Source organism: Alcaligenes sp. EGD-AK7, assembly GCF_000465875.3.
In the GTDB taxonomy this organism is placed as follows: domain Bacteria; phylum Pseudomonadota; class Gammaproteobacteria; order Burkholderiales; family Burkholderiaceae_B; genus Alcaligenes; species Alcaligenes phenolicus.
Genome location: NZ_AVOG02000056.1, coordinates 129,280 through 154,707, shown reverse-complemented (window position 1 = coordinate 154,707; position 25,428 = coordinate 129,280). Strand labels below are relative to the sequence as shown.

The window sequence follows — 25,428 nt, the reverse complement described above, 5'->3', positions numbered from 1 at the left end:
CTTTAACAAATGTTTCATAGCGGAGCCAAAGCTGGCCGTTACAATGGCAGGTTCTATTGTTGACGGCGTGCGCTCCGCGCGACGGGCATCTGTCCCACCACCCTTTCTTCCAATACGGGAGTATTTGTGACTACTTCAAGCAACATCTCTTCGCTCCCGGACGGAGCCCCCACCCTGCGCGTCATGCCCATGCCCACAGACGCCAATATTCACGGTGACGTGTTTGGTGGCTGGATCATGTCCCAGGTGGACATTGCCGGAGCGATTCCTGCAACACGACGCGCCCAAGGCCGGGTTGCCACCATTTCCGTGAATGCCTTCACCTTCAAGCAGCCCGTGTTTGTGGGTGATTTGCTCAGTTTCTACACAGAAATCATCAAAACAGGCCGCACCTCCATTACGGTTTCGGTGGAAGTGTATGCAGAACGCAAACGCCTGCAACTTGAAACGGTCAAGGTAACGGAAGCCACGCTTACCTATGTGGCTACCGATGACGAGCGCCGCAGCCGCCCGCTGCCCCCTCTCTAAGTATTCGTGACAGGCAGGCCTATGCAGGAAAACCTGGTACCCCCTACTTCGCCCAGTGACACTCCCAAGCCACGCCGCCTGGAGCCCGAGGATGCGCAGCAGGCACTTTATCGCCTGAAAAACATCCTCAAGCGCCAGGAAGTGGTGGAATCGCTGGCCCAGCGCCAGTTCGAGGACGACGACCGCTCCAACCTGCTTGAGGGCTTGATCCATCGCCAGCATGAAAGCGAGATCAAGGCCATCCTGAACGATCTGCACCCGGCCGACATTGCCTTCATTCTGGAGTCCTTGCCCGAGCTGGAGCGCCAGGCCATCTGGCAATTGGTGGATGCCGAGCACGACGCCGACGTGCTGCTGGAAGTAGCCGACTGGGCACGTGAATCGCTGATTCGTTCCATGGACGCCGCGGACCTGATCGCGGCCGCCGGCAATATGGATGCCGACGAAATTGCCGATCTGGTCCCTGACCTGCCGCCCGATGTGGTGGCAGCCGTGCAGCGCGGCCTGACGGACGAGGAGCGTGCACAGTTGATCGAAGCCATGGGCTACCCCGAAGACACCGTGGGCGCCATCATGGACTTTGACATGGTGCGCGTGCGCGAGGATGTCACCCTGGAAGTGGTCCTGCGTTACCTGCGTCGTTTGCAGGAACTGCCAGACCACACTGACCAGATTTTCGTGGTGGACCGGGCCGATAAACTGCAAGGCACACTGTCCCTGACCCGCATGTTAGTCAGCGAGCCTGAAACCCTGGTGTCCTCTGTCATGTCAACCGATTATCTGACGCTGAATCCACTGGATTCGGACTCGGATGCGGCCGGGGCCTTTGAGCGTTATGACCTGGTGTCTGCTCCTGTGGTGGACGATATTGGCCGCCTGATTGGCCGAGTCACCATTGACGAAGTAGTGGACGTGCTGCAAGAGGACTCGGAAGAACAGGCCCTGTCTCGTGCCGGTCTGCAAGAGGACGATATTTTCTCGCCCATCCGTACGGCTATCCGCAACCGGGCTCCCTGGCTGCTGATCAACCTCTGTACGGCGGCAACGGCTTCCTTCATTGCCTCGCGCTTTGAGGACACCGTCAGCCACATCGTGATCCTGGCTTTCCTGATGTCGATTGTGGCCGGTATTGGTGGCAACTCCGGCAACCAGACCATGACCATGATCATTCGTGCCATTGCCACCGGCCGAGTCACAGGTTCCAACGTCCTGCCATTGATCAAGCGCGAACTGCTGGTGACCTTTCTGGTTGGTGTCTGTGGCAGCGCGGTAACGGCATTCTTTGCCTGGTTTATCTCCGACTCGATCGCCATTGCTGCCGTGATGATGGCCGCCATGATCGGCAATATGTTGATTGGCGCGGCGCTGGGCGTGATGATCCCGATTCTGCGTGATCGCTTTGGCAATGACCCTGCTGTGGGCTCCTCGGTATTGCTGACCTTTGCGACGGACTCACTGGGTTTCTTGCTGTTTCTGGGGCTGGCAACAGTTTTCTTGCTGTAAATCACCTGCAGGCATGATTAAAAAAACCGGCTTCTGGCCGGTTTTTTATTTCTGCATCAAAGGGAATCAATCGACTCTTTTAATCTTTTGGCCCCAGAGGGCCTGAAAATCCGGCCACTGGAACATCTAAATATCGGACTGCTGAACGTTGAATTTCAGTATGTGTGCTTCATCTTATTAAGCACAAGCTCTTTACCCTTTCCCGAAGGGAAAAACTTGATAGCCCCCCAAAAAAGTTACCTCAGACTCAAACGCGAGCAACAAACTGTCCTTCCGAACAACTAAGAGCGTGAGGACGACTGTCGGGCCTCTTCCAAGAACACTTCCAGACTCTCCTGTGTCCCCACGGCCTGAGCTCTTTGCAAAGACTCGGTCTGCGCCGTGTGCTCAAAAAAATCCAGTACGCCATTGGTCACTCGCGGCGCAATGCCTGCCAACTCCAGCTGACGACGCACTTGCAGAACCTCGTCTCGGCGGCGCACGCCGTGCACCAGATGGCTGCGCAGGCAGGACTCCATGAAGTCCTGCAAGCCCCGCTGATTCAAATCCTCCAGGACTTCATACAGCTCGGCCCGCAAACCCATGCGCTCGGCCAGCATCAAGTTTTCAATTCCCAAGGCCTCCAGCCCCTTGGTCATCAAACTGCGCAGCAGCTTCAAGCGCATTGCATCCCCCGCCTGTCCCGGCAAGATACGCACAGAAGCGCCCTGAGCCTGCCAAAACGCCGCAGCCCTGCCTGCCCCTTGCCCTGCCGCCAACAAAGCCGTCTGAGCGCCTGTAGAGGGCACAGAGCCCATAATCGCCAGGTCAGCCAGCTCGATTCCATGCTGTCGCGCCAAAGCGTCCATGCTCTCCATGTCCTGGGGCTCGGCCGTACACAAGTCCATGTACAGCGTTCCCACAGACAAATGCGGCATGACGGCCTTGGCCACTATGTCTGCCTGTGTTCCCGTCACTGCCGACAACACGCCGTCAAGACTCCGCCAATCCGTATCCGCCTGCAAACACAGTTTCGCTCCCAATTGCTGCGCCAGTTCGCCGGCTGCGGCACTTTCCCGGCGCACCAGGATAAACGGCACCTGCACACCAGCCGACTTCAAGGCAGCACCATAAAAATGCGCGACTTCGCCCGCCCCGATCAGGGCAACACGATGCAATAAGGGAGATGTTGTCATAGAAAAACACACAGAAGAAACGATCAGCTGCAGCCGGTAGCACCAAGCTGCGTCCTGTAGCTTACAGGGAAAAACGGCACTGCATGAGCGGGATATAACCATTCACAGATCAGTTCGCAGCAACAAAACTGGCATCCAAGAAAAAACCCCATGCGCCAGGGGCTCATGGGGTTTGATCTCGCAGCCTGCAGGCTGGGCAGCTTGAGTCAGAATCAGTTCAAGCGCCCATGGCACTGCTTGTATTTCTTGCCGCTGCCGCATGGGCAAGGATCGTTACGGCCTACGCGTGGCACTTCGCCCTTGGCCGCTTCGTCCAGACCGGGATCTTCACCGCTCAAGGCAGCATCGTAATCCGAATGATGGAAACGGACATTGGAATTGGCAGGAACCTCAACCGCGGCTTCCTCGACCTGCTCCGGAGTCTGAATACGCACGGTCATCAGCACTTTGACCACTTCATCACGCACACGGTCCAGCATGTCGGAGAACAGCTCGAAAGCTTCACGCTTGTATTCCTGTTTGGGGTCTTTCTGGGCATAACCGCGCAGATGAATCCCCTGACGCAGGTGATCCAGGGCCTGCAAATGGCCACGCCATTGCGTATCAATGGACTGCAAGAGCACGGAGCGCTCGAAGTTGCCCCAGTTAGGCTGCCCCACCAGATCAATCTTGGCTTGCAGCAGACGCTGGGATTCTTCGATAACGCGATCATGCAAGTCATCGTCGGTCAGATTGGATTCTTTCTCCAGCATTTCAGCCAAAGGCAGCTCAATCTGGAAGGTGCTTTGCAAAGCGGTGGTCAAGCCGGGAATATCCCATTGCTCTTCCATGGTGTCTTGCGGCACGTATTCACGGAACAGACGGCTGACGGCGGCTTCGCGCAGGCTGCTGATGGTGTCGGAAATATCAGCCGACTCCAGCACTTCATTACGCTGGGCGTAGATCACCTTGCGCTGATCGTTGGCCACGTCGTCATACTGCAGCAACTGTTTACGAATATCGAAGTTGCGGGCCTCGACCTTGCGCTGAGCGGATTCGATGGAACGAGTCACCATGCGGGCTTCGATAGGCTCGCCTTCCGGCAAACGCAGACGCTCCATGATGGCGCGCACACGATCACCGGCGAAGATGCGCATCAGCGAATCTTCCAGCGACAGGTAGAAACGCGAGGAACCTGGGTCACCCTGACGACCGGCACGACCACGCAGCTGGTTGTCGATACGGCGGGATTCGTGACGCTCGGTACCAATAATGCGCAAACCACCAGCCTGTTTGACCTGCTGGTTCAGCGGTTCCCAAGCAGCACGAATAGCCTGGATCTTGGCTTCTTTCTGCTCGGCACTCAGGGACTCGTCTTCACGCACCTGAGAAATTGCACGTTCGATGCTGCCACCCAAGACAATGTCCGTACCACGACCGGCCATATTGGTGGCGATGGTCACGTGACCGGGCATACCAGCTTCAGCCACGATGTCGGCTTCACGGGCGTGTTGCTTGGCGTTCAGCACCTCGTGCTTGACGCCAGCGGCATTCAAGCGTGTGGAAATCAGCTCGGAGTTTTCAATGCTGGTGGTACCTACCAGTACAGGCTGACCACGCTCGTGACAGTCCTGAATGTCTTTCAGAATGGCATTGAACTTCTCGTCATCGGTTTTGAAGACCTGGTCGTTCTGATCCTTGCGGGCCAGCGGACGATTCGGTGGAATGATGACGGTTTCAAGACTATAGATTTCCTGGAACTCATAGGCTTCGGTATCGGCCGTACCCGTCATGCCCGACAGCTTGTCGTACATACGGAAGTAGTTCTGGAAAGTAATCGAAGCCAGCGTCTGGTTTTCGTTCTGGATGCGAACGCCTTCCTTGGCTTCCACAGCCTGGTGCAAGCCATCCGACCAGCGGCGACCAGCCATCAAACGGCCGGTAAATTCGTCCACAATCACCACTTCGCCGTCCTGGACCACGTATTGCTGGTCGCGGAAGAACAGGTTGTGGGCGCGCAGAGCGACCATCAGGTGGTGCATCAGGGAAATGTGGCGCGGTTCGTACAGCGACTCGCCTTCGGGAAGCAAACCGATTTCGGTCAGGATCTGCTCGGCACGTTCGTGACCGGCTTCGGAAATATGAACCTGCTGGCCCTTTTCATCGACCCAGAAGTCGCCTTCGGGCTCGGGCTCGTGTGGACGAGGCTCTTGCGTCATGCGGGTCAGCATGGGCGGAACCACGTTCATGCGCACGTACAGCTCGGTATTGTCTTCGGCCTGGCCGGAGATGATCAGCGGTGTACGGGCTTCGTCGATCAGGATGGAGTCAACTTCGTCGACAATCGCGTAGGACAAACCGCGCTGGCGGCGATCCTCGGCGCGGTATTCCATATTGTCGCGCAGGTAGTCAAAACCAAATTCGTTGTTGGTACCGTAGGTAATGTCAGCCTGGTAGGCAGCAATCTTCTCGGCATTGTCTTGCTGGGGAACTACGACGCCCACGCTCAGACCCAGGAAGTTGTACAGACGCCCCATCCAGTTCGCATCGCGTCGAGCCAGGTAATCATTGACGGTCACCACGTGCACGCCTTTGCCGGACAGTGCATTCAGGTACACGGCCAAAGTCGCGGTCAGGGTTTTACCCTCACCCGTACGCATTTCGGAAATCTTGCCGTTGTGCAAGGCAATGGCACCGAGCATCTGCACGTCAAAGTGGCGCATGCCAAATACACGGACACCCGCCTCGCGTACTACAGCAAAAGCCTCGGGCAGGAGCGAGTTAAGCGAGGCGCCATCCTGAACACGTTGGCGCAGCTCCTGCGTCTTGGCTGCCAAGGCCTCGTCGCTCAGGCCCTGAATAGTAGGCTCAAGAGCATTAATCTGGGCGACCTGCTTACGGTACTGTTTGAGCAGTCGGTCGTTACGACTGCCAATAAGCTTTTTCAGCAATGAAACCATTCTTGTGTCGTCAATGTAGGCGAGGCCGCAAGGGCTTGAATCTGTGCCTCGAGCCTATCTCTGGTTAAAAGGGATGCGCAAGCAAACAATCAGTTTAACGCACATGCTGCAAGACGGAACTACTTGTCCGAATCCAATTGCGCGATCTGCTGTTCTACATACTCACGCGCCGGCAGAAAAAGCTTGGGATCCAGAGCATGTCCGGCCATGCGCACTTCAAAGTGCAGGTGCGAACCTGTGGACTGCCCGGTAGATCCGACACGGGCGATCAACTGCCCTTTTTCTACTACGTCGCCTAATTTAACAACGATTGATGACGCATGGGCGTATCGCGTGCTCATGCCATTGCCATGATTGATTTCCACCAGCTTGCCGTAGCCGGTCATATAGCGGGCTTCCGATACCACCCCACCGGATGCGGCATAGATAGGCGTCCCCTTGGGTGCTGGAAAGTCCAGGCCTTCGTGCAAGGCATGACGGCCCGAAATCGGGTGACGACGCCAGCCAAAGGAAGAAGCTACCTCGTCATAATCCACCGGACGGTAATTGGGCAGACGGGCTTCGTTGCCGGTACGCTCGGTCAGCACGGAATCCAGCATCTGAAACCAGTCCTGTTGCTCGGACATCTGTTTGGCCAGATTATCCAGCTGCTCGCCCAGACGGTCGGCGTTCCAGACCAGATCGGCTCCATCCATGCTGTCCATGACGGCCAGATCCTGCACGGGCATGGCACCGGCCAGCTCCGGATCGGTGTACTCAATGCCGGCCGCCTTGGCCACGCGCTTGCTGACACCGTCCATCTCGATCAGTTTGGCCTGCAAACCGCCGACTTTTTCGGCCAGGCGGGTCACGTTGTCCTGCATGGCAGCGGCCTGGCTCTGGGCCATATCCGCGTCCAGCGACACGCCACCGCGTTCACCCCAGTGCGACTGCACCAGAGCTCCCGCCGCTGCGGAAACGCCCAGCGATACCAGAGCCACCAGGGCGATCACCGTACGGCGCACCCCTTTGGCTTTGGCATCTAAGGACGTATAGTCTTTATGTTGATCCACTATCGTATAACCTCGAACATGACCTGGAAGCCCCCTTTTTCCTCATCCGCGCCAAAACGCAGTAGCGGGCAAAGCCACGCTTTGGGTTGGCTGGCCAGCGACCAGCAAGGTTCCCAGGTACTGGAAATGGCCCGGCAGCTGATGGCGGCGCAGACCCATGTAAGCAAAGCCTTGCCACCTGCTTTGGGCAAGGCTTGTAAAGTAGCCCGTATAGACAGACAGCAATTGACGCTGGCAGTTCCCAGCGCCGCACATGCGGCCAAGCTGCGTCAGCTGTTGCCCACTGTCACACGGCAGATGAATGCCGCTGGCTGGAACATTAGCGAGGCGCTGGTGCACGTGCAAGCCCATTTGTTTGCAGCTGTGACAGAAAAGCCCGCGCGCCAGGTACAAGTCCTGGACGAACGGGCCTTGGAATCATTTGAAAAGCTGCATGACTCATTGCCGCAAGGTCCCTTGGCGCAAGCCATCGAACGCTTGTTGCGTCATCATCGCGGCTAAGCAAAGCACCAGGAGCGGGACCCTAAACAAGTATCAAGCGAATTTCCACTCGCTGGAAAAAGCGTGGGGTGCACTGGCAGCCGACTCGAAAGTCACCAGTTCCCAGCTATCCTGGGCGGCCAGCAAGGCACGCGCCAGCTGGTTATTCAAACCATGGCCGGATTTGCACGCCACATAGCGTGCAATCAGGGGGTGGCCAATCAGGTACAAGTCACCAATAGCATCCAGAATCTTGTGCTTGACGAACTCGTCCTCGTAACGCAGACCGTCGCTGTTCAGGACACGGTACTCGTCCATGACGATGGCATTATCCAAACTGCCGCCACGGGCCAGACCGGCCGCACGCAAAGCTTCCACTTCGCTGGCGAACCCGAAGGTGCGCGCACGTGAAATAGTCTTCACGTACGAGTCATGCGCAAAATCCACCTCGGCAAAATTGGCCGTTGCATCAATGGCCGGGTGGTGAAAATCGATAGAAAACTGAAGGGCAAAGCCTTCGTAGGGCTCCAGACGGGCCCACTTGATGTCCTTCCCCTCGCCTTCAGAGACTTCGATGGGTTTGAGGACACGCAAAAACTTCTTGGCGGCTTCTTGCTCCTGCAAGCCCGCCGAACGCAACAAATACACAAATGTGCCGGCGCTGCCATCCATGATGGGCACTTCTTCAGCCGTCAGGTCCACGTGCAGATTATCAATGCCCAGGCCAGCGATGGCCGACATCAAATGCTCGACGGTTGAAACCCGAACATTATCCTTGATTAGCACCGAAGCCATACGCGTACCACCGACCTTGTCTGCCTGTGCGGGCAAATCCACGATTTCGGGCAGATCGATACGGTGAAACACAATACCCGTGTCAGGCGCAGCAGGGCGCAGTGTCAGTTCGACACGACGGCCAGAGTGCAAGCCGACTCCTTTGGTACTGATGACATTCTTGATGGTGCGCTGACGAAGCATGGCTGTTCTTGTATTTGTAAAGTGTTGTTCGCAAAGACTATTGTAACCGTAATACGGGTTATCCACTATACGCTTTCTAAAAACATAAGCAATTGTCAAGCGTCAAACACCCCGACACAACAAAGCACTTACGCCCCCTGAGCGCGAACGCCCAGGGGGAGTCGTGGGAGAAATCAAATTGGCGACTCGGGTAATCGCCGAACCTGATTTTTAATCAGCCTGCTTGCGCAAGAACGCCGGAATGTCGAAGTGATCCATGCCAGCAGTCTCCAGCGCACGCACCTGGGCCGAAGCCTGGCTGCGTGGATTGCGGATGACGGCAGGCACGTCGGCGTTGGCGTAATCCGCACCGATGACAGGCATGTTGTCCGTACCTGTACGTAACACTTCTTCGTTGTTTTGTACCAACTGTGGGCGCGCTTGCTTGCGACCCAGGCCAGTAGCAACAACAGTCACACGCAGGCTGTCGCCCATGGACTCATCGTAAGCCGTGCCGAAGATAACGGTTGCGTCTTCTGCTGCGTAGCCACGGATGGTGTCCATGATTTCGCGCGTTTCGCGCATCTTCAGGGACGACGAAGAGGTGATGTTCACCAGCATGCCACGGGCACCGTGCAGGTCCACACCTTCCAGCAATGGGCAAGCGATGGCACGCTCAGCCGCTTCACGAGCGCGGTTCGAGCCGGAAGCCACAGCGGTTCCCATCATGGCCTGGCCTTGCTCGCCCATGATGGTTTTCACGTCTTCGAAGTCGACGTTCACGTTACCTTCAACATTGATGATCTCGGCAATACCGGCGCAGGCATTGTGCAAGACATCGTCAGCTGCCTTGAAGCAATCGGACTGTGTTGCGTCCTCATCCATCAAGTCATACAGGTTTTCATTCAATACAACGATCAGGGAGTGAACGTGCTTGCTCAGTTCCTCGATCCCTTCCTCGGCCATGCGCAGACGGCGATTGCCTTCAAAGGAGAAAGGTTTGGTGACGACACCCACAGTCAAAATGCCCAATTCCTTGGCCACTTCGGCCACAACGGGGCTGGCACCCGTACCGGTGCCACCACCCATACCGGCTGTAATAAACACCATATGGGCGCCGTTCAATGCTGCGCGAATTTCTTCGCGAGCGGTTTCCGCTGCTGCACGACCTTGATCAGGCTTGGCACCGGCGCCCAAGCCGCTGCGGCCCAGACGAATCTGAATAGGTGCCTCGCTACTGGCCAGCGCCTGCGAGTCGGTATTGGCGCAAATGAAATCAACGCCCTGAACACCAGAGTTGATCATATGCGTCACAGCGTTACCGCCTGCGCCGCCCACGCCCACGACCTTGATGACCGTGCCGCTACCGCTGGTATCTAACATTTCAAAGTTCATCATGATTGACTCCCACTCAAACACTTAATTAGTCAAGTTTCTACGTACTTCCCCGATACAACTGAAATTTGGAATCAGCTCAAAACATCTGCCAACCAAGGGGTTCGCACCCGGTTTGAACTGCCTCCTGGACAGCCCTTTCAGGCTGCCCGACCTGAGCGTCTTGCAACGCCCTTAATTCATGAACCATTCCTTCATGCGTGCCATCAGCCCTTTCACACTGCCTTTTTGCTGGGCCACTTTGCGGCCACGAGCGCTTTGCAGGCGAGCTTCGGTCAACAGACCCATCACCGTCGAAAAACGGGGGTTGCGCATCACATCAGCCAGGCTGCCTTCGTAGCTGGGCACCGCGATACGCACAGGTTTCAGGAACACGTCCTCGGCCAGCTCCACGATGCCCGGCAACATGGCCGTACCACCAGTCAGCACCACGCCAGAGGACAGCAAGTCTTCGTAGCCCGATTCGCGCAGGCTTTGCTGCACAAAGGTGAACAACTCCTCCACACGCGGCTCGATCACGGCACCCAGGGCCTGGCGCTTGACCTGGCGGTTGGGACGATCACCCAGACCGGGCACTTCAATCATTTCTTCCGGATGGGCCAGCGATTGCTTGGCCACACCAAAACGCAGCTTGATCTCTTCCGCATCCGGCGTAGGGGTGCGCAACATGGCGGCAATGTCGCTGGTGATCTGGTCGCCCGCGATCGGGATCACGTCGGTATGACGAATCGCACCGCCGGTGTAGATGGCGATATCGGTTGTACCGCCACCAATGTCTACCAGCACCACGCCCAGCTCTTTCTCGTCCGCCGTCAGGCAAGACAGGCTGGAGGCCAAAGGCTGCAAAATCAGGTCCTGTACTTCCAGACCACAACGACGCACACACTTGACGATGTTCTGCGCTGCGCTGACGGCACCGGTCACAATGTGTACCCGCACTTCCAGACGCAGACCGCTCATGCCTATGGGTTCGCGAATATCTTCTTGCGAATCCACGATGAACTCCTGCGTGAGCACGTGCAGCACTTGCTGGTCGGTGGGGATATTCACGGCCTTGGCCGTTTCAATCACGCGTGCCACATCGGTCGCCGTGACTTCCTTGTCTTTGACCGCCACCATGCCGCTGGAGTTAAAGCTGGTGATGTGGCTGCCTGCAATTCCGGTGTAGACCTCACGGATCTTGCAATCGGCCATCAACTCCGCCTCTTCCAAAGCGCGCTGGATAGAATTGACTGTCGTCTCGATATTGACGACCACCCCTTTGCGCATGCCCTGGGATTCATGCTGTCCCAGACCAAGCACTTCAAACCGGCCTTCCGGCAGCACTTCGGCCACCACCGCAACCACTTTGCTGGTGCCGATGTCCAATGCAACGATCAGGTCTTTGATGTCACGAGTCATATGTTCTTTACTTCACAGGGGTAGATGAAACCGGAGCCAGCGTTATCGCAAAGCCATTCGGGTAACGTAAGTCGGCACTTTGCAAAGCACGGTCGCCAAGCCGTTGCATCAAGGCAGGCCAAGCCTGCACAAATCGTTCAACACGTACCGCAAAGGGCAATGCACCTTTACGACCGTGCGGGTCGGCAATATCAGCAGCCGGGTCACGCCCCAGGCTTAGCTGCATGCCGTTGGACAACACTACATCCCAGGCGTAGCGCGGGCTCAGCGTCACTTCACTGACCTGTACATCCAGCGGCCCAAACCAGCGTGCCAACTCGGCATACCGTTGCACCACCAGACGCTCCGAATTCGGAGGACCGCTTAGCTGGGGTAAATCCACATCATCAGGCACCACGGCTTTATTGGCCGAAAATGATTCACCCCAGGTGTTGATCATTTCGTCTTCGTTCCAATAGGCCAGCGGCTGCTGTTCTTCAATCCGTACCGACAAGCTATTGGGCCAAACGCGGCGGATCTGCGCGCGACGTACCCAAGGAGCCGTTTCAATCAGAGCGCGGGACTTGTCCAGATCTACTGTGAAGAAGTTGCCTTGCAGGCGACCGGCAATCGTGGCTTTCACCCCTTCAGGAGTCACATAGGCCAGACGTTCGCCTTGCGAGGACTCGATCTGAATGCGTTCGATATTGAAGTACGGACGACGCACAGCCCAAACCACAACACTGATCACCAATGCCGATACCGCTAGCAAAGCCAGCGTATTGGCGATCAGGTTGGTCAGACGTGCATCGGAAAACATGAGTCAGGCTCCCCGTTCTATAGGCTGCGAGCAATGGCCTGCACCTTGCAGCGCGCCGTTGCCAAAATGTTCACGCACAACTGGGCGTAGCTGGTGCCCTCTGCTTTGGCTGCCATGGGCACCAAAGAGTGGCTGGTCATGCCCGGAGAGGTATTCATCTCCAGCAGCCAGGGGCGGTTTTGCCCGTCCAGCATGAAATCGGCACGGCCCCAGCCTTCGCAGCCCAGTGCATTGAACGCACGGACGGAAAGGTCCTGGATATGTGCCGTCAATTCGGGCGACAGATCTGCAGGACAGAAGTACTGGGTTTCGTCCGAGTAATACTTGTGTTCGAAGTCGTAATTGCCTTGTGGGGCCACAATATCGATCACGGGCAAGGCACGTGCCTGGGCGCCAACGCCGATGATGGGTACAGTCAATTCGCGACCACGAATGAATTGCTCAGCCAGCACGACGGTGTCGTAATGCATGGCGGTTTCAAAGGCGGCAACAGCCTCCTCGGCGCGGTCCACACGCACCACCCCCACGGTGGAACCTTCATGGGGCGGCTTCATGATCAGGGGCACACCCAGACGTTCAACCGCAGCGGCAACCTGGCTGACATGATCCAGCTGCGCAAAACCGGGAGTGGGCAAACCCAGGTGCTGCCAGATGTGCTTGGTCATGATCTTGTCCATGGCCAGGCCGGAGGCCATCACACCGCTGCCGGTGTAAGGAATGCCCATCCACTCCAAAGCCCCCTGCAAGGTGCCGTCTTCGCCGTAACGACCATGCAAAGCAATAAACACGCGGTCAAAACCGGCCTGAGCCAGTTCGGTCAGTCCTTTCTCGCCCATATCGAACAAATGCGCATCCACGCCCATGCTGCACAGCGCTTCATGCACGCCTGCGCCAGACATCAAGGACACTTCACGTTCGGCGGACTTGCCGCCGTACAACACGCCGACCCGACCAAAATCCGCTGTCATGCCATTTCTCCCAATTGAGCAGGAATCCGGCTGATGGACCCTGCACCCATTACCAACACCACATCGCCGTCACGGACAAAGTCCAGAACGGCTTGTGCCATATCGCTGATTTCGGCCACGAAAATGGGTTCGACCTTGCCGAGCACACGCACTGCGCGACTCAAGGCTCGGCCATCGGCGGCCACAAGGGGAGCCTCACCGGCAGGATAGACCTCTCCAAGGAGGACCGCATCGGCCTGGCTAAGTACCTGCACGAAATCTTCAAAGCAATCACGGGTGCGTGTGTAGCGGTGCGGCTGGAATGCCAGCACGATGCGGCGATCAGGCCAAGCACCACGTGCGGCCGCCAAGGTAGCAGCCATTTCGACAGGATGGTGACCATAATCGTCAACAACAGTAAACGTGCCACCACCCTGCGCCTGGGAAACCGGGAAGTCACCCACCATGGAGAAGCGACGCCCCACGCCGGTGAACTCTTTCAGACCACGGGCAATGACCTCGTCACTGACACCCAGCTCAGTGGCAACCGCAATGGCAGCCAAGGCATTGAGTACATTGTGCTTTCCGGGCAGATTCAGGCACACGGACAGCAGGGGAAGATCGCCTGTGGCCCCTTTGCGCTGCACATCAAAACACATGGTGGTGCCACGGCTTTCGATGTTGATCGCGCGGACCTGGGCATCGGTATCAATGCCGTAAGTCGTGACAGGACGCGATACAAAAGGAATGATTTCGCGCACATTCGCATCGTCGTTGCACACGATGGCGCTGCCGTAGAACGGCAGGCGGTGCGTGAAGTCGATGAAGGCGCTTTTCAGTCGGGCAACGTCATGGCCATAGGTGTCCATATGGTCGACGTCGATATTGGTGATGATGGCCATCACCGGCAACAGGTTCAGGAAAGAAGCATCGGACTCATCCGCTTCCACCACGATGTAATCGCCCTGCCCCAAGCGAGCATTGGCACCGGCCGAATTCAGGCGACCACCGATCACAAAGGTGGGGTCCAGATCAGCCGCGCCCAGCAGGCTGGCTACCAGGCTGGTGGTGGTGGTCTTGCCATGCGTACCAGCCACGGCAATGCCGCGCTTCAAGCGCATCAGCTCGGCCAGCATCAGGGCACGTGGCACCACCGGAATGCGGGCGGCACGCGCGGCCAGCACTTCAGGGTTGTCACCCGCAATGGCGGTGGAGGTGACGATCGCGCCCATGCCAGCGACGTTTTCGGCTTTATGGCCGATCACGATACGAGCACCCAGCTGTTCCAGGCGACGAGTCACCGCCGTTTCCTGAATATCCGAGCCACTGATGGCAAAGCCCAGGTTCAGCATGACTTCGGCAATGCCGCTCATGCCCGAGCCGCCAATCCCTACAAAATGAATATGTTGAATGCGGTGTTTCATCCCACCCTCCTTGCCGCCTGCTGACATGCTTCGGCAATCTGCTGCGTGGCATTCAACTGTGCATGTTCTTGCGCGTGGCTGGCCACACGACTTAGCTCTTCACGGTTCAGTCCTTGCAACCATTGCGCAAGCCACTGAGCCGTCAACTCCGATTGTTTCTTGAGCCACGCACCCGAGCATTCGCTCAGGTAGCGGGCGTTGGCTGTCTGGTGATCGTCAATCGCGTGTGGCAGCGGCACGAACAGAGCCGCTACGCCGATTGCAGCCACTTCAGCTACCGTCATGGCACCGGCGCGGCAAATCAGCACATCGGCCTCTTTCATGGCCTGCGCCATATCGCCAATAAAGGCCTTGCAGTCGGCCTGCACCTGATTGTCCGCGTAGCTTTTCTGCAAGCTTTCCAGATGCTGCTGGCCGGACTGATGGGTTACATGCGGGCGCTGCTCGGCAGGGATCAGCGCCATGGCCTCAGGCACCACTTTGTTCAGCGCTGCAGCCCCCAGGCTGCCGCCCACCACCAGAATGCGTAGCGGTCCGCTGCGTTTGGCATAACGCTCGGCAGCCGAACCTTGGCCTACGAAAGCATCGCGCACCGGGTTGCCCACAGTTACTGCACCAGGCAAGGCACCGGGGAAGCCGGTCAACACACTGGTCGCCATTTTGGCCAGGTAGCGATTCGCCGTACCGGCCACCGCATTTTGCTCATGCACTACCAGCGGGCAGCGCGACACAAAAGACATCAGGCCACCGGGGAAAGCCACGTAGCCGCCCATACCCAGTACCACATCCGGCTTGGCTTCCTGCAGGCAGCGATGCGCCTGCCAGCAGGCACGGATCAAAGTAAAGGGTAAGGAGAGCAATGCCTTCACGCCTTTGCCTCGTAGTCCGGAAAATCGCAGAGGCAGCATTTTAATCCCATGCTGTGGGACCAAGCTACCTTCCATGCGCTCGGGATGACCCAGCCACAACACTTGCCAGCCGCGTTGCTGCATGGCTTCAGCCACGGCCAGCCCGGGCATGATGTGCCCGCCTGTACCGCCTGCCATGATCAGGATGGTTGGAGTGCTCATGTGCGCTTACCTCGCATCATTTGCCGATTCTCAAAATCCACCCGCAGCAACAAGGCAAAAGCCACCAGATTCATCACAATACCCGAACCACCGTAACTGACCAAAGGCAAGGTCAGACCCTTGGTAGGCAACAAACCCAGCACCACACCAATATTGATAAAAGCCTGCACGCCAAACCACAGCGCCACACCTTGAGCGACGACACCGCTGAACAAGCGATCCATGGCGCAGGCCTGACGACCAATATTGAAGCTGCGCCATACGACAAAGCCAAAGGTCAGGATCAGGGCGGCCACGCCAACAAAGCCCAGCTCTTCACCAATTACCGCGACGATGAAGTCGGTGTGGGCTTCAGGCAGGTAATGCAGTTTTTCCACGCTGGAACCCAGACCCACGCCAAACCATTCGCCTCGGCCCAAAGCAATCAGCGAGTGCGACAACTGATAGGCACTGCCATAAGCATTGTCAGGATTCCAGGGGTCCAGATACACGAACAAACGTTCACGACGCCAGGGCGAGAGCCAGATCAGCAAAAGGAAGCTGCTGACCATAATGCCCAGCAAGGCAGAGAACAACTTGCCGTTAATTCCGCCAATGAACAAAATGCCCACCGCAATGGCCACAATGACCATGAAGGCGCCCAAGTCAGGCTCCATCAACAGCAACACACCAACCAGACCCAGGGCCACCGCCATAGGCAGGAAACCTCGAATAAAGGTATGCAGGTGCTGCTGCTTGCGCACGGTGTAATCAGCGGCATACAGAACCATGGCTACTTTCATCAGCTCCGAAGGCTGGAAGTTGATGATGCCCAAAGGCAACCAGCGGCGTGCACCGTTTACTTCACGGCCAATGCCGGGAACCAGCACCACCAGCAGCAAGAAAATAGCCAGAGCAAACAGAGGCACGGCCAACTTCTGCCACACTCGCAGCGGCACGGTAGCGGTAAACATGGCCAGCACCACACCCACCACAATGAACAAGGCGTGGCGAATTACAAAGTAGTAACGACCGTAGCTTTCATAGCGCGGTCCGTCTGCCAAAGCGATCGAGGCCGAATACACCATCAGCAAACCAAACAGGGTCAGCATCAGTGTGGCGGCCAGCAAGGGGCGATCAAACGCAGGCAATGCCGTGCGTCCGGGACGTACGGCATTGACACCCGAGGTCAGCTCAGCAAACAGACTCATGCCGGCTCTCCTCTATCCAGTGCCATCTCGGTCACGGCGGCGACAAAACACATGCCGCGATGGTGATAGCTTTTGAACATATCCATGCTGGCGCAGGCCGGAGACAGCAAGACCACATCGCCCGAACGCGCCTGCTCGGCAGCAGCTTGCACAGCAGCTTCCAGACCCTCGCAGAAACGATAACGGACATCATGAGCGTCCAGAACAGAGGCAATCAGCTTGGCGTCCTGCCCAATCAAGAATACTTCGGCCACATTCGAGGCAGCCGCAACGGCCAGCGGCTCAAAATCCTGGCCTTTGCCCAAACCACCGGCAATCAGCCAGACACGCTGATCAAACCCGCGCAAGGCGGCAACAGTCGCGCCGACATTAGTACCTTTGCTGTCATCCAGATATTGAACACCGTCCAGCACACGCACCAGTTCGACACGGTGCGGCTCCCCTTGATAGGTGCGCAGACCATTGAGCAACTCAGCCCAACCCAGACCCAGACAACGAGCCAGCAACAAGGCTGCTTGGGCATTCAAGGCGTTGTGGCGCCCCTTGATCTGCAAAGCCTCAACCGGCATCAGACGTTTCAAGCCACCTTTACCGCGCACGGCAGGCTCAGCCGATGCATTACGTTTTTTCAGGCCTGTGGCCGGCAGCTCAAAATCGGTAGGCTCATTGGTCACCAACCACTGCATGCCGCCATCCGTCAGCAAGCCCATATCGCCCAGCAAAGCGGGCTGGTCCAAACCGAAGCTGCGCACCGACTCTTGGCTGGCATCGGGAATCATGGCCATAACGGCTGGATCATCACGATTGACCAAGGCCACATCACACATGCTGTACATGCGCTGCTTGGACTCAACGTAAGCGTCCATGCCGCCATGCCAGTCCAGATGATCCTGCGAAATATTCAGTACAACGCCAGCATCCGCCTGCAAGCTAAAAGTGCTATCCAGCTGGAAGCTGGACAACTCCAGCACCCAGACCTGAGGCAAGGCATTGTTTTCCAGAGCGTCGCACAGGGCGGTCAGCGCAGCAGGGCTGATATTGCCCACGGCCAGTGCAGAAACACCTGCCTGCTCCAGCAAGTGGCGCGTCATGGCCGTGACGGTAGTCTTGCCATTGGTGCCGGTAATGGCCACCACACGGCTTTCATGGCCTTGATCAGCCAAGTCTTTCAAGGCACGGGCAAATAGCTCGATCTCGCCAATGACTTCGATTCCACGATCTCGTGCCTGGCTTAAAAAGCCGGCCAGAGCAGGCTCCAGAGGCGACAAGCCGGGGCTGATCACCAGGGTATGCACGTCGTTCAGGCTATCGGCCTGCAGGGCATTTTGCCCCAGACGCGTATCCAGAGCCGAACTGCTCAGGGCCTGAAGCTTGTCCAGACCCTGCACGTTCTCGCGTGTATCCGCCAAACGAATGCTGGCCCCCTGGGCCAAAGACCAGCGAGCCGCAGCAAAGCCTGTCTCGCCTAACCCAAGGATAAGCATGAGGCCGTCTTTACGGATCGAAGGAAAACTCAGAGCATTCATCGCAATTTCAATGTAGACAGACCAACCATGACCAGCATCATGGTGATGATCCAGAAGCGAACCACCACCTGTGTTTCTTTCCAGCCGCCAACTTCAAAATGATGGTGCAGCGGCGCCATGCGGAACATTCGTCTGCCCTGCCCGTAGCGTTTCTTGGTGTACTTGAACCAGGTCACCTGCAGCATCACCGACAAGGTTTCCACCACAAACACGCCACCCATAATGAACAGCACGATTTCCTGGCGAACGATCACCGCGATCGTGCCCAGCGCACCGCCCAGGGCCAGCGCCCCCACATCACCCATGAACACTTGGGCGGGATAGGCGTTGAACCACAAAAAGGCCAGACCCGCACCGGCAATGGCTGCACAGATCACCATCAACTCACCCGCGCCGGGAATATAGGGGAACAAGAGATATTTGGAGTAGTCGACCCGGCCAACCACGTAGGCAAAAATACCCAAGGCAGCGCCCACCAGCACGGTAGGCATGATGGCCAGACCGTCCAGGCCGTCCGTCAGGTTGACGGCGTTGCTGGAGCCAACAATCACTGCCCAGGTCAGCACCACAAAGCCCAGCACACCCAGCGGGTAGCTGACGGACTTGAAGAACGGCACGATCAGGTCAGCCTGCGCAGGCAGGGGCATGGTGAAGCCGCTCAGGACCCACTCTTTGAACAAGGGCCACAGCTCGGTATTGGCAGGCACCGAAACGGCAAAGCTCAGGTACACGGCCGCAACCATACCGATCAAGGCTTGCCAGAAAAATTTCTGACGCGAGGACATGCCTTCGGGGTCACGATTGACGACTTTCTTGTAGTCGTCTGCCCAACCAATCCAGCCAAAACCAAAAGTCACCAGCAGAACGACCCACACAAAACGGTTGGTCCAGTCTGCCCACAACAAGGTACTGATACCGATAGAAATCAGGATCAGGACACCGCCCATGGTGGGGGTGCCATTCTTTTGCAAATGCGATTCAGGGCCGTAAGCGCGCACAGCCTGACCGATCTTCAGTTCGGTCAGCTTGCGAATAACCCAGGGACCTGCCAACAAGCCAATTGCCAGCGCAGTGGCGCTGGCCAAAATAGCACGCAGGGTGATGTACTCAAACACCCCAAAGGCGCGAATATGATCGTCTGATAGCCAACGTGCCAGTTCAAGAAGCATGAGTGGCCCCTTCGTTATGGGAGAAGTGGTTTTCCAGGGCGGCAACCACACGCTCCATACGGGCGCTGCGCGAACCCTTGATCAACACATGGGATGGCTCCAGGGCCAGCAGATAAGCCACCATGTCTTCCAAAGTCTCGAATTGATGCGCACGTGCACCAAAAGCCTGGGCAGCATGGCTGGCATCGCCACCCAAGGTCAGCAATTCATCCATGCCACGCTCTTTGGCGTAGGCACCCACTTCAGCGTGCAATTCGGAGCTGTTATCACCGATCTCGGCCATATTGCCCAGCACCAGCACCTTGCGGCCTTTCAGCTGTGCGAGCACATCAATGGCAGCACGTACCGAATCCGGATTGGCGTTGTAGGTGTCGTCAATCAACTGGTAACCGGAAGACAGTTGCTTGGGCTGCATACGGCCCGTGACAGGACGGAAGCTTTCCAAACCCTGCACAATCGCGCTCAACGGCGCACCGGCGGCATGTGCGCAAGCGGCAGCGGCCAAGGCATTGCGCAGGTTGTGGATACCGGGGCTGTTCAAGGTCAGGGCAGCAGACTGGCCTGCCACATGCAACATAAAACGGGTTTGAGCTGGCTCGACAAACATATCGGCCGCAAAGACCGTTTCCTGACCGCTCAGGCCAAAGCGCAATACGGGACGCTGACCAGCCTGCTCAGCCCACATGGCGCTGAAGGCATCATCATCAGGAATCACCAGCGCGCCATCTTGTGGCAGCGCGTCAATCACGGCACCGTTTTCACGAGCCACTGCTTCCACACTGTGCATGAACTCCTGGTGTTCACGCTGTGCGTTATTGATCAGGGCGATCGTGGGGCGAGCCATGGACGCCAGCACGGCGATTTCGCCGGGATGGTTCATGCCCATTTCCAGAACGGCGGCTTTGTGCTCGGAGCTCAAACGCAGGATGGACAGGGGTACACCCAGATCGTTGTTCAAATTACCGCGAGTTGCCAGGCTTTCTGCTTCGCCCAACCAGGCGCGCAAGATCGCGGCAATCATTTCCTTGGTCGTGGTCTTGCCATTGCTGCCGGTCACGCCGATGACAGGGATGTCAAAGCGCGAGCGCCACTCGGTCGCCAAGGTCATCAGCGCACGACGCGTATCGCCCAGCACAATTTGTGGCAGTTCGACTTCGGCATCACGCTGAGCCACGAGGGCCGCCACAGCGCCCTGCTCTTTCGCTTTTTCCAGATAGCGATGACCATCGAACTGCTCGCCGCTCAGGGCCAGGAACACATCACCTTTGCTCAGGCTGCGGGAATCGGTGCTCAAACGCACGCCACGCAACCACAGCAAGGCGGCTTTGGCCCAGTCGGAATCGTCAAACACAGAGCGCTCGCCCTGCACTTCCTGGTAGGTTTCGTGACCCTTACCGGCCAGCAAAACAATATCTTCAGGGCTGGCAGCCCAGATCGAAGACAGGATGGCGCGAGCCCGATCCATTTGCACGGCCGGCGCTTCAGGCATACCAGCCACGATCTGACGAATGATTTCGGCAGGATCTTCAAAACGTGGGTTGTCGGTCGTAACCAGAACGCTGTCGGCCAGACGGGCCGCCACTTCACCCATAATGGGGCGCTTGGCCGTGTCGCGGTTACCGCCGCAACCAAATACGCAAATCAGCTTGCCGCCACGTACGCTGGCCACTTCACGCAAGGCTTGCAGGGCGCGTTCCAGTGCATCGGCAGTATGAGCGTAATCCACCACGACCAAAGGCAAGGGCTGACGACCTGCGGTGCTCTTGGGCGTCACAATTTGCAAACGGCCAGGCACGGACTCCAGCTTGTCCATGATGCGGGCGATCTTGGACACAGGCCAGCCCACTTCCTGCAGTACACCCGCCACCAACAGAAGGTTGGCCACGTTATGCTCGCCCAGCAAGTGGGTCAAAATTTGTGCGGTGCCGTGAGCAGTCACCAGATTGAATACCTGGCCGTCGGCACCGGTATGCACGTCCTGAGCCAGCAGATCCACCTCGGGCTGGCTCATGGAGTAGGAAATCACACGGGCAGCCAGACCGGCCTGCATCAATTCACGGCCCGTTTCATCGTCAGCGTTCACGACGGCGCTACGCAGACCGGGCCAACTGAACAGGCGCAGCTTGGCCTGTTTGTATTCTTCCATGCTGTGGTGATAGTCCAGATGGTCATGCGTCAGGTTGGTGAACCCGGCAATATCAATACGGACACCATCCAGACGGCCTTGCTCCAGACCAATGGACGAGGCTTCCAGGGCCACGGCATTGCCACCTTGGGCGCGAATAGCAGCCAGGCTACGGTGTACGGTCAGCACGTCCGGCGTGGTCAGAACGCCACCCAGATTGGAGCCATCAGGCAAGGTCACGCCCAGCGTACCGATCGTGCCGCAAGGCACTTGGGAATGATTCAAGGCCGACGCCACCCACTGCACGGTGGACGTCTTGCCATTGGTGCCGGTCACCGCCACGACAGTCATGGCCTCGGAAGGACGGCCCCACCATTCGTGGGCCACTTCACCCAGCAAGGCACCCAGATTGGGAACCTGCAAAACAGGCACACCGGGATCAACTGCTTGATCGCCCTGCTCGCGCACAATGGCCACTGCACCTTGCTGCACAGCCTGAACTTCGTACTCACGACCATCACCCTGATGGCCGCGGCAGGCGAAAAACGCATCACCCGCCTTGATCTGGCGGGAATCCAAACACAGATTAGCCGTGGGCGCTACATGCTGCGCCAGCCACTCCAATATTGCTGCGGCGTTCATCGTACATTCTCCGCACCGGGGCCAACGGCCACCAGCGAATCTATGGGCGCATCAGGCTGGACACCTAGGCGTCGCAAGCTCCGGGCCACAATTTCTGAAAAAATCGGCGCGGCAATACGCCCGCCGTAATAATTGGAACTATGTGGTTCGTCAATCGTGACGGCCACCACAATGCGAGGGTCGGAGACAGGCGCGAAGCCGACAAAAGAGCCGCGATACAAGGACTTGCTGTAACGACCATCCACAATCTTGCGGGCCGTGCCGCTCTTGCCAGCGACGCGATAGCCTTGCACCTGAGCCAGACGGGCACCGGCTGGGCCCGCCGCAGCTTCCAGCATGGCGCGAACTTCCGCGGCCACTTTAGGGGTGTAAACCTGAACGCTGGCGGGCTTGCCTTCGCGCTTGAGCAAAGTCATGGAAACCATGTCGCCATTACGCGCAAACGCCGTGTAGGCGTGGGCAATTTGCAGCAGGGAAACCGACAGGCCATAGCCATACGACATGGTGGCGCGCTCGATGGGACGCCAGCGCTCCCAGGGGCGCAGTCTTCCGCTGGCAATACCGGGAAAATCGGCCTGCGGAGAACGGCCAAAACCCAGCTCGGTAAACTTGTTCCACATTTCCTGCGAAGTCAGGCGCTCGGAAATCATGGTCATGCCAATATTGCTGGACCGACGCAAAATACCGGCAGCATCCAGCATGCCATTGTTGCGACTAACGTCACTGATCACACTACCTTGGTAGCGGTACTGACCATTGCCCGTGTTGAACTGGGTGGCGGTGGTGATGCGGTTGATATCCAGCGCCAGAGCCACGGTAAACGGCTTCATGATGGAACCGGGCTCAAAGGTGTCGGTCAAGGCACGGTTACGCAGGGCCGGACCCTTGCGATCATCCCGGTCGTTGGGGTTGTAGGTAGGCAAGTTCACCAGGGCCAGAATCTCCCCGGTTTTCACGTCCATGACCACGGCCGCAGCGGCATTGGCCTTGACGTCTTCCATACCTTTTTTCAAGGCGGTGTACGCGTCGAACTGCAAGCCGGCATCAATGGACAAGTGCAAATCCTGACCGTGGGTAGGCGGGATGATGGCGCGCACGTCCTCCACCACACGTCCCAGACGGTCACGAATTACGCGGCGCGAACCGGGCGTGCCGGACAAGGCGGAGTTGAAGGCAAGCTCAATGCCCTCGATGCCCTGGTCTTCAATATTCGTAAAGCCCACAATGTGCGCCATGACATCCCCTTCGGGATAGAAACGACGCATTTCTTCTTGTTGATGAATACCAGGGATTTTCAATTCAGCGATTTGAGCGGCCACATCCACATCCACCTGACGCTTGATGTAGACGAAGTTGCGATCTTCAACGGACAGACGACGCTCGATATCGGACTGCCCCATACCAAGGAGCTTGGCCAACTGACCAATCTGCTCGGGTTTGGCATTCCGAGCATCATCAGGAATAGCCCAGATGGCTTTGACGGGCACGCTAGAGGCCAGCACCACGGAACCACTACGATCAAAAACCTTGCCACGCATGGGCGGCAACACCTGGGTGCGCTCGTAACGGCGCTCGCCTTGCTGCTGCAAAAATTCGGTAGACAGGCCCTGCAAATACAAAGCCTTGACGATAAGGGCGCCAAAACCCAGAAACAAGAGGACCAGCACCAAACGCGAGCGCCAGAATGGAATCTGGACGCTCAGGACGGGATTTTCGTGATAGCCGAATCGTTTCATGGCCGCCCTCCGGACTGCACCTGGGTCGAGCTCAGCTCACCCCCTTGCAAATAGAGAGTGCGCTCGGGAGAGCTCAGCACCAGGCCCAATTCGTTGCGACCAATATCGTCCACGCGGGCGTTACGGGCCAGCTCGGCCCGTTCCAGTTGCAGACGACGCCAGTCCGTATCCAGTTCACCGGCTTTGGTGACCAGACGATCGGTTTGCACAAACAGCTCGCGCGCCTGATAGCGCGCCGTCACCAAAGAGATGGCCGAAAGCATCAACACCAAAGAGAGGGTGATGACCAGGCGCATCATCGGCGGCCTCGCTTGCCGGCGGGCTGTCGGCTATAGGCGGCCTGTTGCAGCAGACGCTCGCTGGCGCTGCGCATCCAGTCCTGGGGGATGGGAGTGTCGGTGCGTTGCACCACACGTAATACCGCCGAGCGGGCTCGGGGGTTGTCGCTGGACTCCTCGTCGGTGGGCAAGATTCTGCCCAAAGACTGCACCAGAGGCTGGGGCAAGTCTTTTTCCAGGATAGGTAGACGTGACTGTTCCTGCGCGGGACGCGCAGCTGCGTTCATGAACTGTTTGACCATGCGGTCCTCCAGTGAATGAAATGCAATCACCGCAAGCCTGCCCCGAGTCGCCAATCGACTCAGAATTGACGGAAGCGCGTGCGCGAGCTCTTCGAGCTCACGATTGAGGTAAATCCGTATAGCCTGGAAGGTCCTGGTTGCCGGATGTTGACCCTTTTCGCGCGTGCGGACGACACCGGCGACGAGCTCGGCGAGATCACGCGTTGTATGTAGCGGGCGGGATTGGCGGCGATCAACAATCGCCTTTGCAATCTGGAAAGCAAACCGTTCTTCGCCATATTCTGCAATGACCTCCTTTAAAACTTCTACGCTGACCTCGGCCAGCCACTGTTCAGCGGTCAAACCACCGCTGGTATCCATGCGCATGTCCAACGGACCTTCGCGCATAAAAGAGAAACCTCGTTCTGCGTCGTCGATTTGTGGCGAGGAAATGCCCAAATCCATCATGACGCCTTGCAATGGCCCCACATCCAGCTCGTCCAGAGCCTGGGCCAAATCACCAAAACCACTATGTACAACCGTCACACGACTATCTTGTGCTGCCAGCTCCTGGGCCACGGCGATCGCTTGCGGATCCTTGTCGATCACGATCAGGCGCCCCTGGGGACTCAAGTGCGACAACAACAGACGGCTGTGACCACCACGACCAAAAGTGCAATCAACGTACACACCATCGGCCAAACCCTGGATTTCAGGGTTTTGCGCCCAGCGCCGGGCCTCAAAGGACGGATCCACGAGGGCCGCCACCGTAGGCTCCAGCAGCACGGATCGATGTACCAGCGTCATGACT

At 57.6% G+C, this 25,428-nt stretch carries 20 protein-coding genes; 3 read left to right on the top strand and 17 right to left on the bottom strand.

The genetic code is table 11. The annotated features are described in order from the left end of the window. Window positions 1-183 precede the first annotated feature (183 nt). Both N879_RS16390 and mgtE read left to right on the top strand, forming a co-directional pair. Window positions 184-528, top strand: coding sequence for an acyl-CoA thioesterase (locus N879_RS16390; protein ID WP_003803527.1), 345 nt, complete (start codon window positions 184-186; stop codon window positions 526-528). Between the two features lie 21 nt (window positions 529-549). Next, window positions 550-2,031, top strand: coding sequence for a magnesium transporter (gene mgtE / locus N879_RS16385; RefSeq protein WP_009455029.1), 1,482 nt, complete (start codon window positions 550-552; stop codon window positions 2,029-2,031). Between the two features lie 281 nt (window positions 2,032-2,312). On the opposite strand, the gene N879_RS16380 is transcribed toward mgtE, so the two are convergent. The 3 genes from N879_RS16380 to N879_RS16370 all read right to left on the bottom strand — a co-directional run bounded on the left by N879_RS16380 (window position 2,313) and on the right by N879_RS16370 (window position 7,197). Continuing rightward, window positions 2,313-3,206 carry a DUF1932 domain-containing protein gene (locus N879_RS16380; RefSeq protein ID WP_022983459.1) on the bottom strand — a complete coding sequence of 298 codons (894 nt, stop codon included), beginning with the start codon at window positions 3,204-3,206 and terminating at the stop codon, window positions 2,313-2,315. Window positions 3,207-3,418: 212 nt separating this feature from the next. Continuing rightward, window positions 3,419-6,145, bottom strand: coding sequence for a preprotein translocase subunit SecA (gene secA / locus N879_RS16375; RefSeq protein WP_009455031.1), 2,727 nt, complete (start codon window positions 6,143-6,145; stop codon window positions 3,419-3,421). A 119-nt stretch (window positions 6,146-6,264) separates the two neighbouring features. Next, window positions 6,265-7,197 carry a M23 family metallopeptidase gene (locus tag N879_RS16370; RefSeq protein WP_009455033.1) on the bottom strand — a complete coding sequence of 311 codons (933 nt, stop codon included), beginning with the start codon at window positions 7,195-7,197 and terminating at the stop codon, window positions 6,265-6,267. A gap of 18 nt (window positions 7,198-7,215) precedes the next feature. Here N879_RS16370 and N879_RS16365 point away from each other — a divergent pair, with 18 nt between their 5' ends. Then, window positions 7,216-7,698: a DciA family protein gene (locus tag N879_RS16365; protein WP_115634326.1), complete on the top strand. Its 483-nt coding sequence runs from the start codon at window positions 7,216-7,218 to the stop codon at window positions 7,696-7,698. Between the two features lie 33 nt (window positions 7,699-7,731). Here N879_RS16365 and lpxC read toward each other — a convergent pair whose 3' ends face one another. From lpxC to rsmH, 14 genes are all read right to left on the bottom strand, one after another. Next, window positions 7,732-8,655 (bottom strand): UDP-3-O-acyl-N-acetylglucosamine deacetylase, encoded by a 924-nt coding sequence (gene lpxC / locus N879_RS16360; protein WP_022983456.1) that lies wholly within the window; start codon window positions 8,653-8,655, stop codon window positions 7,732-7,734. Window positions 8,656-8,865: 210 nt separating this feature from the next. Continuing rightward, a complete protein-coding gene (ftsZ, locus tag N879_RS16355; RefSeq protein ID WP_022983455.1) occupies window positions 8,866-10,032 on the bottom strand; it encodes a cell division protein FtsZ in 1,167 nt (388 codons plus the stop codon). Window positions 10,033-10,203: 171 nt separating this feature from the next. Further along, window positions 10,204-11,430, bottom strand: coding sequence for a cell division protein FtsA (gene ftsA / locus N879_RS16350; RefSeq protein ID WP_009455039.1), 1,227 nt, complete (start codon window positions 11,428-11,430; stop codon window positions 10,204-10,206). Window positions 11,431-11,437: 7 nt separating this feature from the next. Next, a complete protein-coding gene (locus N879_RS16345; RefSeq protein ID WP_009455041.1) occupies window positions 11,438-12,229 on the bottom strand; it encodes a cell division protein FtsQ/DivIB in 792 nt (263 codons plus the stop codon). Between the two features lie 17 nt (window positions 12,230-12,246). Continuing rightward, window positions 12,247-13,197 carry a D-alanine--D-alanine ligase gene (locus tag N879_RS16340; protein WP_022983454.1) on the bottom strand — a complete coding sequence of 317 codons (951 nt, stop codon included), beginning with the start codon at window positions 13,195-13,197 and terminating at the stop codon, window positions 12,247-12,249. Beyond that, complete coding sequence (murC, locus tag N879_RS16335) at window positions 13,194-14,600, bottom strand: UDP-N-acetylmuramate--L-alanine ligase (RefSeq protein WP_022983453.1); 1,407 nt, start codon at window positions 14,598-14,600, stop codon at window positions 13,194-13,196. Before murC ends, N879_RS16340 begins: the two co-directional genes overlap by 4 nt. Further along, on the bottom strand, window positions 14,597-15,670 hold the full coding sequence (murG, locus tag N879_RS16330) for an undecaprenyldiphospho-muramoylpentapeptide beta-N-acetylglucosaminyltransferase (RefSeq protein ID WP_009455043.1): 1,074 nt from the start codon (window positions 15,668-15,670) through the stop codon (window positions 14,597-14,599). Before murG ends, murC begins: the two co-directional genes overlap by 4 nt. Further along, window positions 15,667-16,860, bottom strand: coding sequence for a putative lipid II flippase FtsW (gene ftsW, locus N879_RS16325; RefSeq protein WP_022983452.1), 1,194 nt, complete (start codon window positions 16,858-16,860; stop codon window positions 15,667-15,669). The genes murG and ftsW overlap by 4 nt, the downstream gene beginning before the upstream one ends. After that, complete coding sequence (murD, locus tag N879_RS16320; RefSeq protein WP_022983451.1) at window positions 16,857-18,386, bottom strand: UDP-N-acetylmuramoyl-L-alanine--D-glutamate ligase; 1,530 nt, start codon at window positions 18,384-18,386, stop codon at window positions 16,857-16,859. The genes ftsW and murD overlap by 4 nt, the downstream gene beginning before the upstream one ends. Continuing rightward, window positions 18,383-19,555: a phospho-N-acetylmuramoyl-pentapeptide-transferase gene (gene mraY, locus N879_RS16315; protein ID WP_009455045.1), complete on the bottom strand. Its 1,173-nt coding sequence runs from the start codon at window positions 19,553-19,555 to the stop codon at window positions 18,383-18,385. Before mraY ends, murD begins: the two co-directional genes overlap by 4 nt. Next, window positions 19,545-22,322: a bifunctional UDP-N-acetylmuramoyl-L-alanyl-D-glutamate--2,6-diaminopimelate ligase MurE/UDP-N-acetylmuramoyl-tripeptide--D-alanyl-D-alanine ligase MurF gene (gene murF, locus N879_RS16310; RefSeq protein ID WP_022983450.1), complete on the bottom strand. Its 2,778-nt coding sequence runs from the start codon at window positions 22,320-22,322 to the stop codon at window positions 19,545-19,547. Before murF ends, mraY begins: the two co-directional genes overlap by 11 nt. Next, entirely contained in the window at window positions 22,319-24,058 is a 1,740-nt protein-coding gene (locus N879_RS16305) for a peptidoglycan D,D-transpeptidase FtsI family protein (RefSeq protein ID WP_022983449.1), read from the bottom strand. The genes murF and N879_RS16305 overlap by 4 nt, the downstream gene beginning before the upstream one ends. Then, window positions 24,055-24,357 (bottom strand): cell division protein FtsL, encoded by a 303-nt coding sequence (gene ftsL, locus N879_RS16300; protein ID WP_009455049.1) that lies wholly within the window; start codon window positions 24,355-24,357, stop codon window positions 24,055-24,057. The genes N879_RS16305 and ftsL overlap by 4 nt, the downstream gene beginning before the upstream one ends. Beyond that, window positions 24,354-25,424, bottom strand: a complete 1,071-nt coding sequence (gene rsmH / locus N879_RS16295) for a 16S rRNA (cytosine(1402)-N(4))-methyltransferase RsmH (protein ID WP_009455051.1) — start codon at window positions 25,422-25,424, stop codon at window positions 24,354-24,356. The genes ftsL and rsmH overlap by 4 nt, the downstream gene beginning before the upstream one ends. Window positions 25,425-25,428: the final 4 nt, after the last annotated feature.

Bases quoted from the DNA above. Each gene is read 5' to 3' on its own strand.
- N879_RS16390 (WP_003803527.1), top strand. From the start codon at position 184: ATGCCCATGCCCACAGACGCCAATATTCACGGTGACGTGTTTGGTGGC.
- mgtE (WP_009455029.1), top strand. From the start codon at position 550: ATGCAGGAAAACCTGGTACCCCCTACTTCGCCCAGTGACACTCCCAAG.
- N879_RS16380 (WP_022983459.1), bottom strand. From the start codon at position 3,206: ATGACAACATCTCCCTTATTGCATCGTGTTGCCCTGATCGGGGCGGGC.
- secA (WP_009455031.1), bottom strand. From the start codon at position 6,145: ATGGTTTCATTGCTGAAAAAGCTTATTGGCAGTCGTAACGACCGACTG.
- N879_RS16365 (WP_115634326.1), top strand. From the start codon at position 7,216: ATGACCTGGAAGCCCCCTTTTTCCTCATCCGCGCCAAAACGCAGTAGC.
- lpxC (WP_022983456.1), bottom strand. From the start codon at position 8,655: ATGCTTCGTCAGCGCACCATCAAGAATGTCATCAGTACCAAAGGAGTC.
- ftsZ (WP_022983455.1), bottom strand. From the start codon at position 10,032: ATGATGAACTTTGAAATGTTAGATACCAGCGGTAGCGGCACGGTCATC.
- ftsA (WP_009455039.1), bottom strand. From the start codon at position 11,430: ATGACTCGTGACATCAAAGACCTGATCGTTGCATTGGACATCGGCACC.
- N879_RS16345 (WP_009455041.1), bottom strand. From the start codon at position 12,229: ATGTTTTCCGATGCACGTCTGACCAACCTGATCGCCAATACGCTGGCT.
- N879_RS16340 (WP_022983454.1), bottom strand. From the start codon at position 13,197: ATGACAGCGGATTTTGGTCGGGTCGGCGTGTTGTACGGCGGCAAGTCC.
- murC (WP_022983453.1), bottom strand. From the start codon at position 14,600: ATGAAACACCGCATTCAACATATTCATTTTGTAGGGATTGGCGGCTCG.
- murG (WP_009455043.1), bottom strand. From the start codon at position 15,670: ATGAGCACTCCAACCATCCTGATCATGGCAGGCGGTACAGGCGGGCAC.
- ftsW (WP_022983452.1), bottom strand. From the start codon at position 16,860: ATGAGTCTGTTTGCTGAGCTGACCTCGGGTGTCAATGCCGTACGTCCC.
- murD (WP_022983451.1), bottom strand. From the start codon at position 18,386: ATGAATGCTCTGAGTTTTCCTTCGATCCGTAAAGACGGCCTCATGCTT.
- mraY (WP_009455045.1), bottom strand. From the start codon at position 19,555: ATGCTTCTTGAACTGGCACGTTGGCTATCAGACGATCATATTCGCGCC.
- murF (WP_022983450.1), bottom strand. From the start codon at position 22,322: ATGAACGCCGCAGCAATATTGGAGTGGCTGGCGCAGCATGTAGCGCCC.
- N879_RS16305 (WP_022983449.1), bottom strand. From the start codon at position 24,058: ATGAAACGATTCGGCTATCACGAAAATCCCGTCCTGAGCGTCCAGATT.
- ftsL (WP_009455049.1), bottom strand. From the start codon at position 24,357: ATGATGCGCCTGGTCATCACCCTCTCTTTGGTGTTGATGCTTTCGGCC.
- rsmH (WP_009455051.1), bottom strand. From the start codon at position 25,424: ATGACGCTGGTACATCGATCCGTGCTGCTGGAGCCTACGGTGGCGGCC.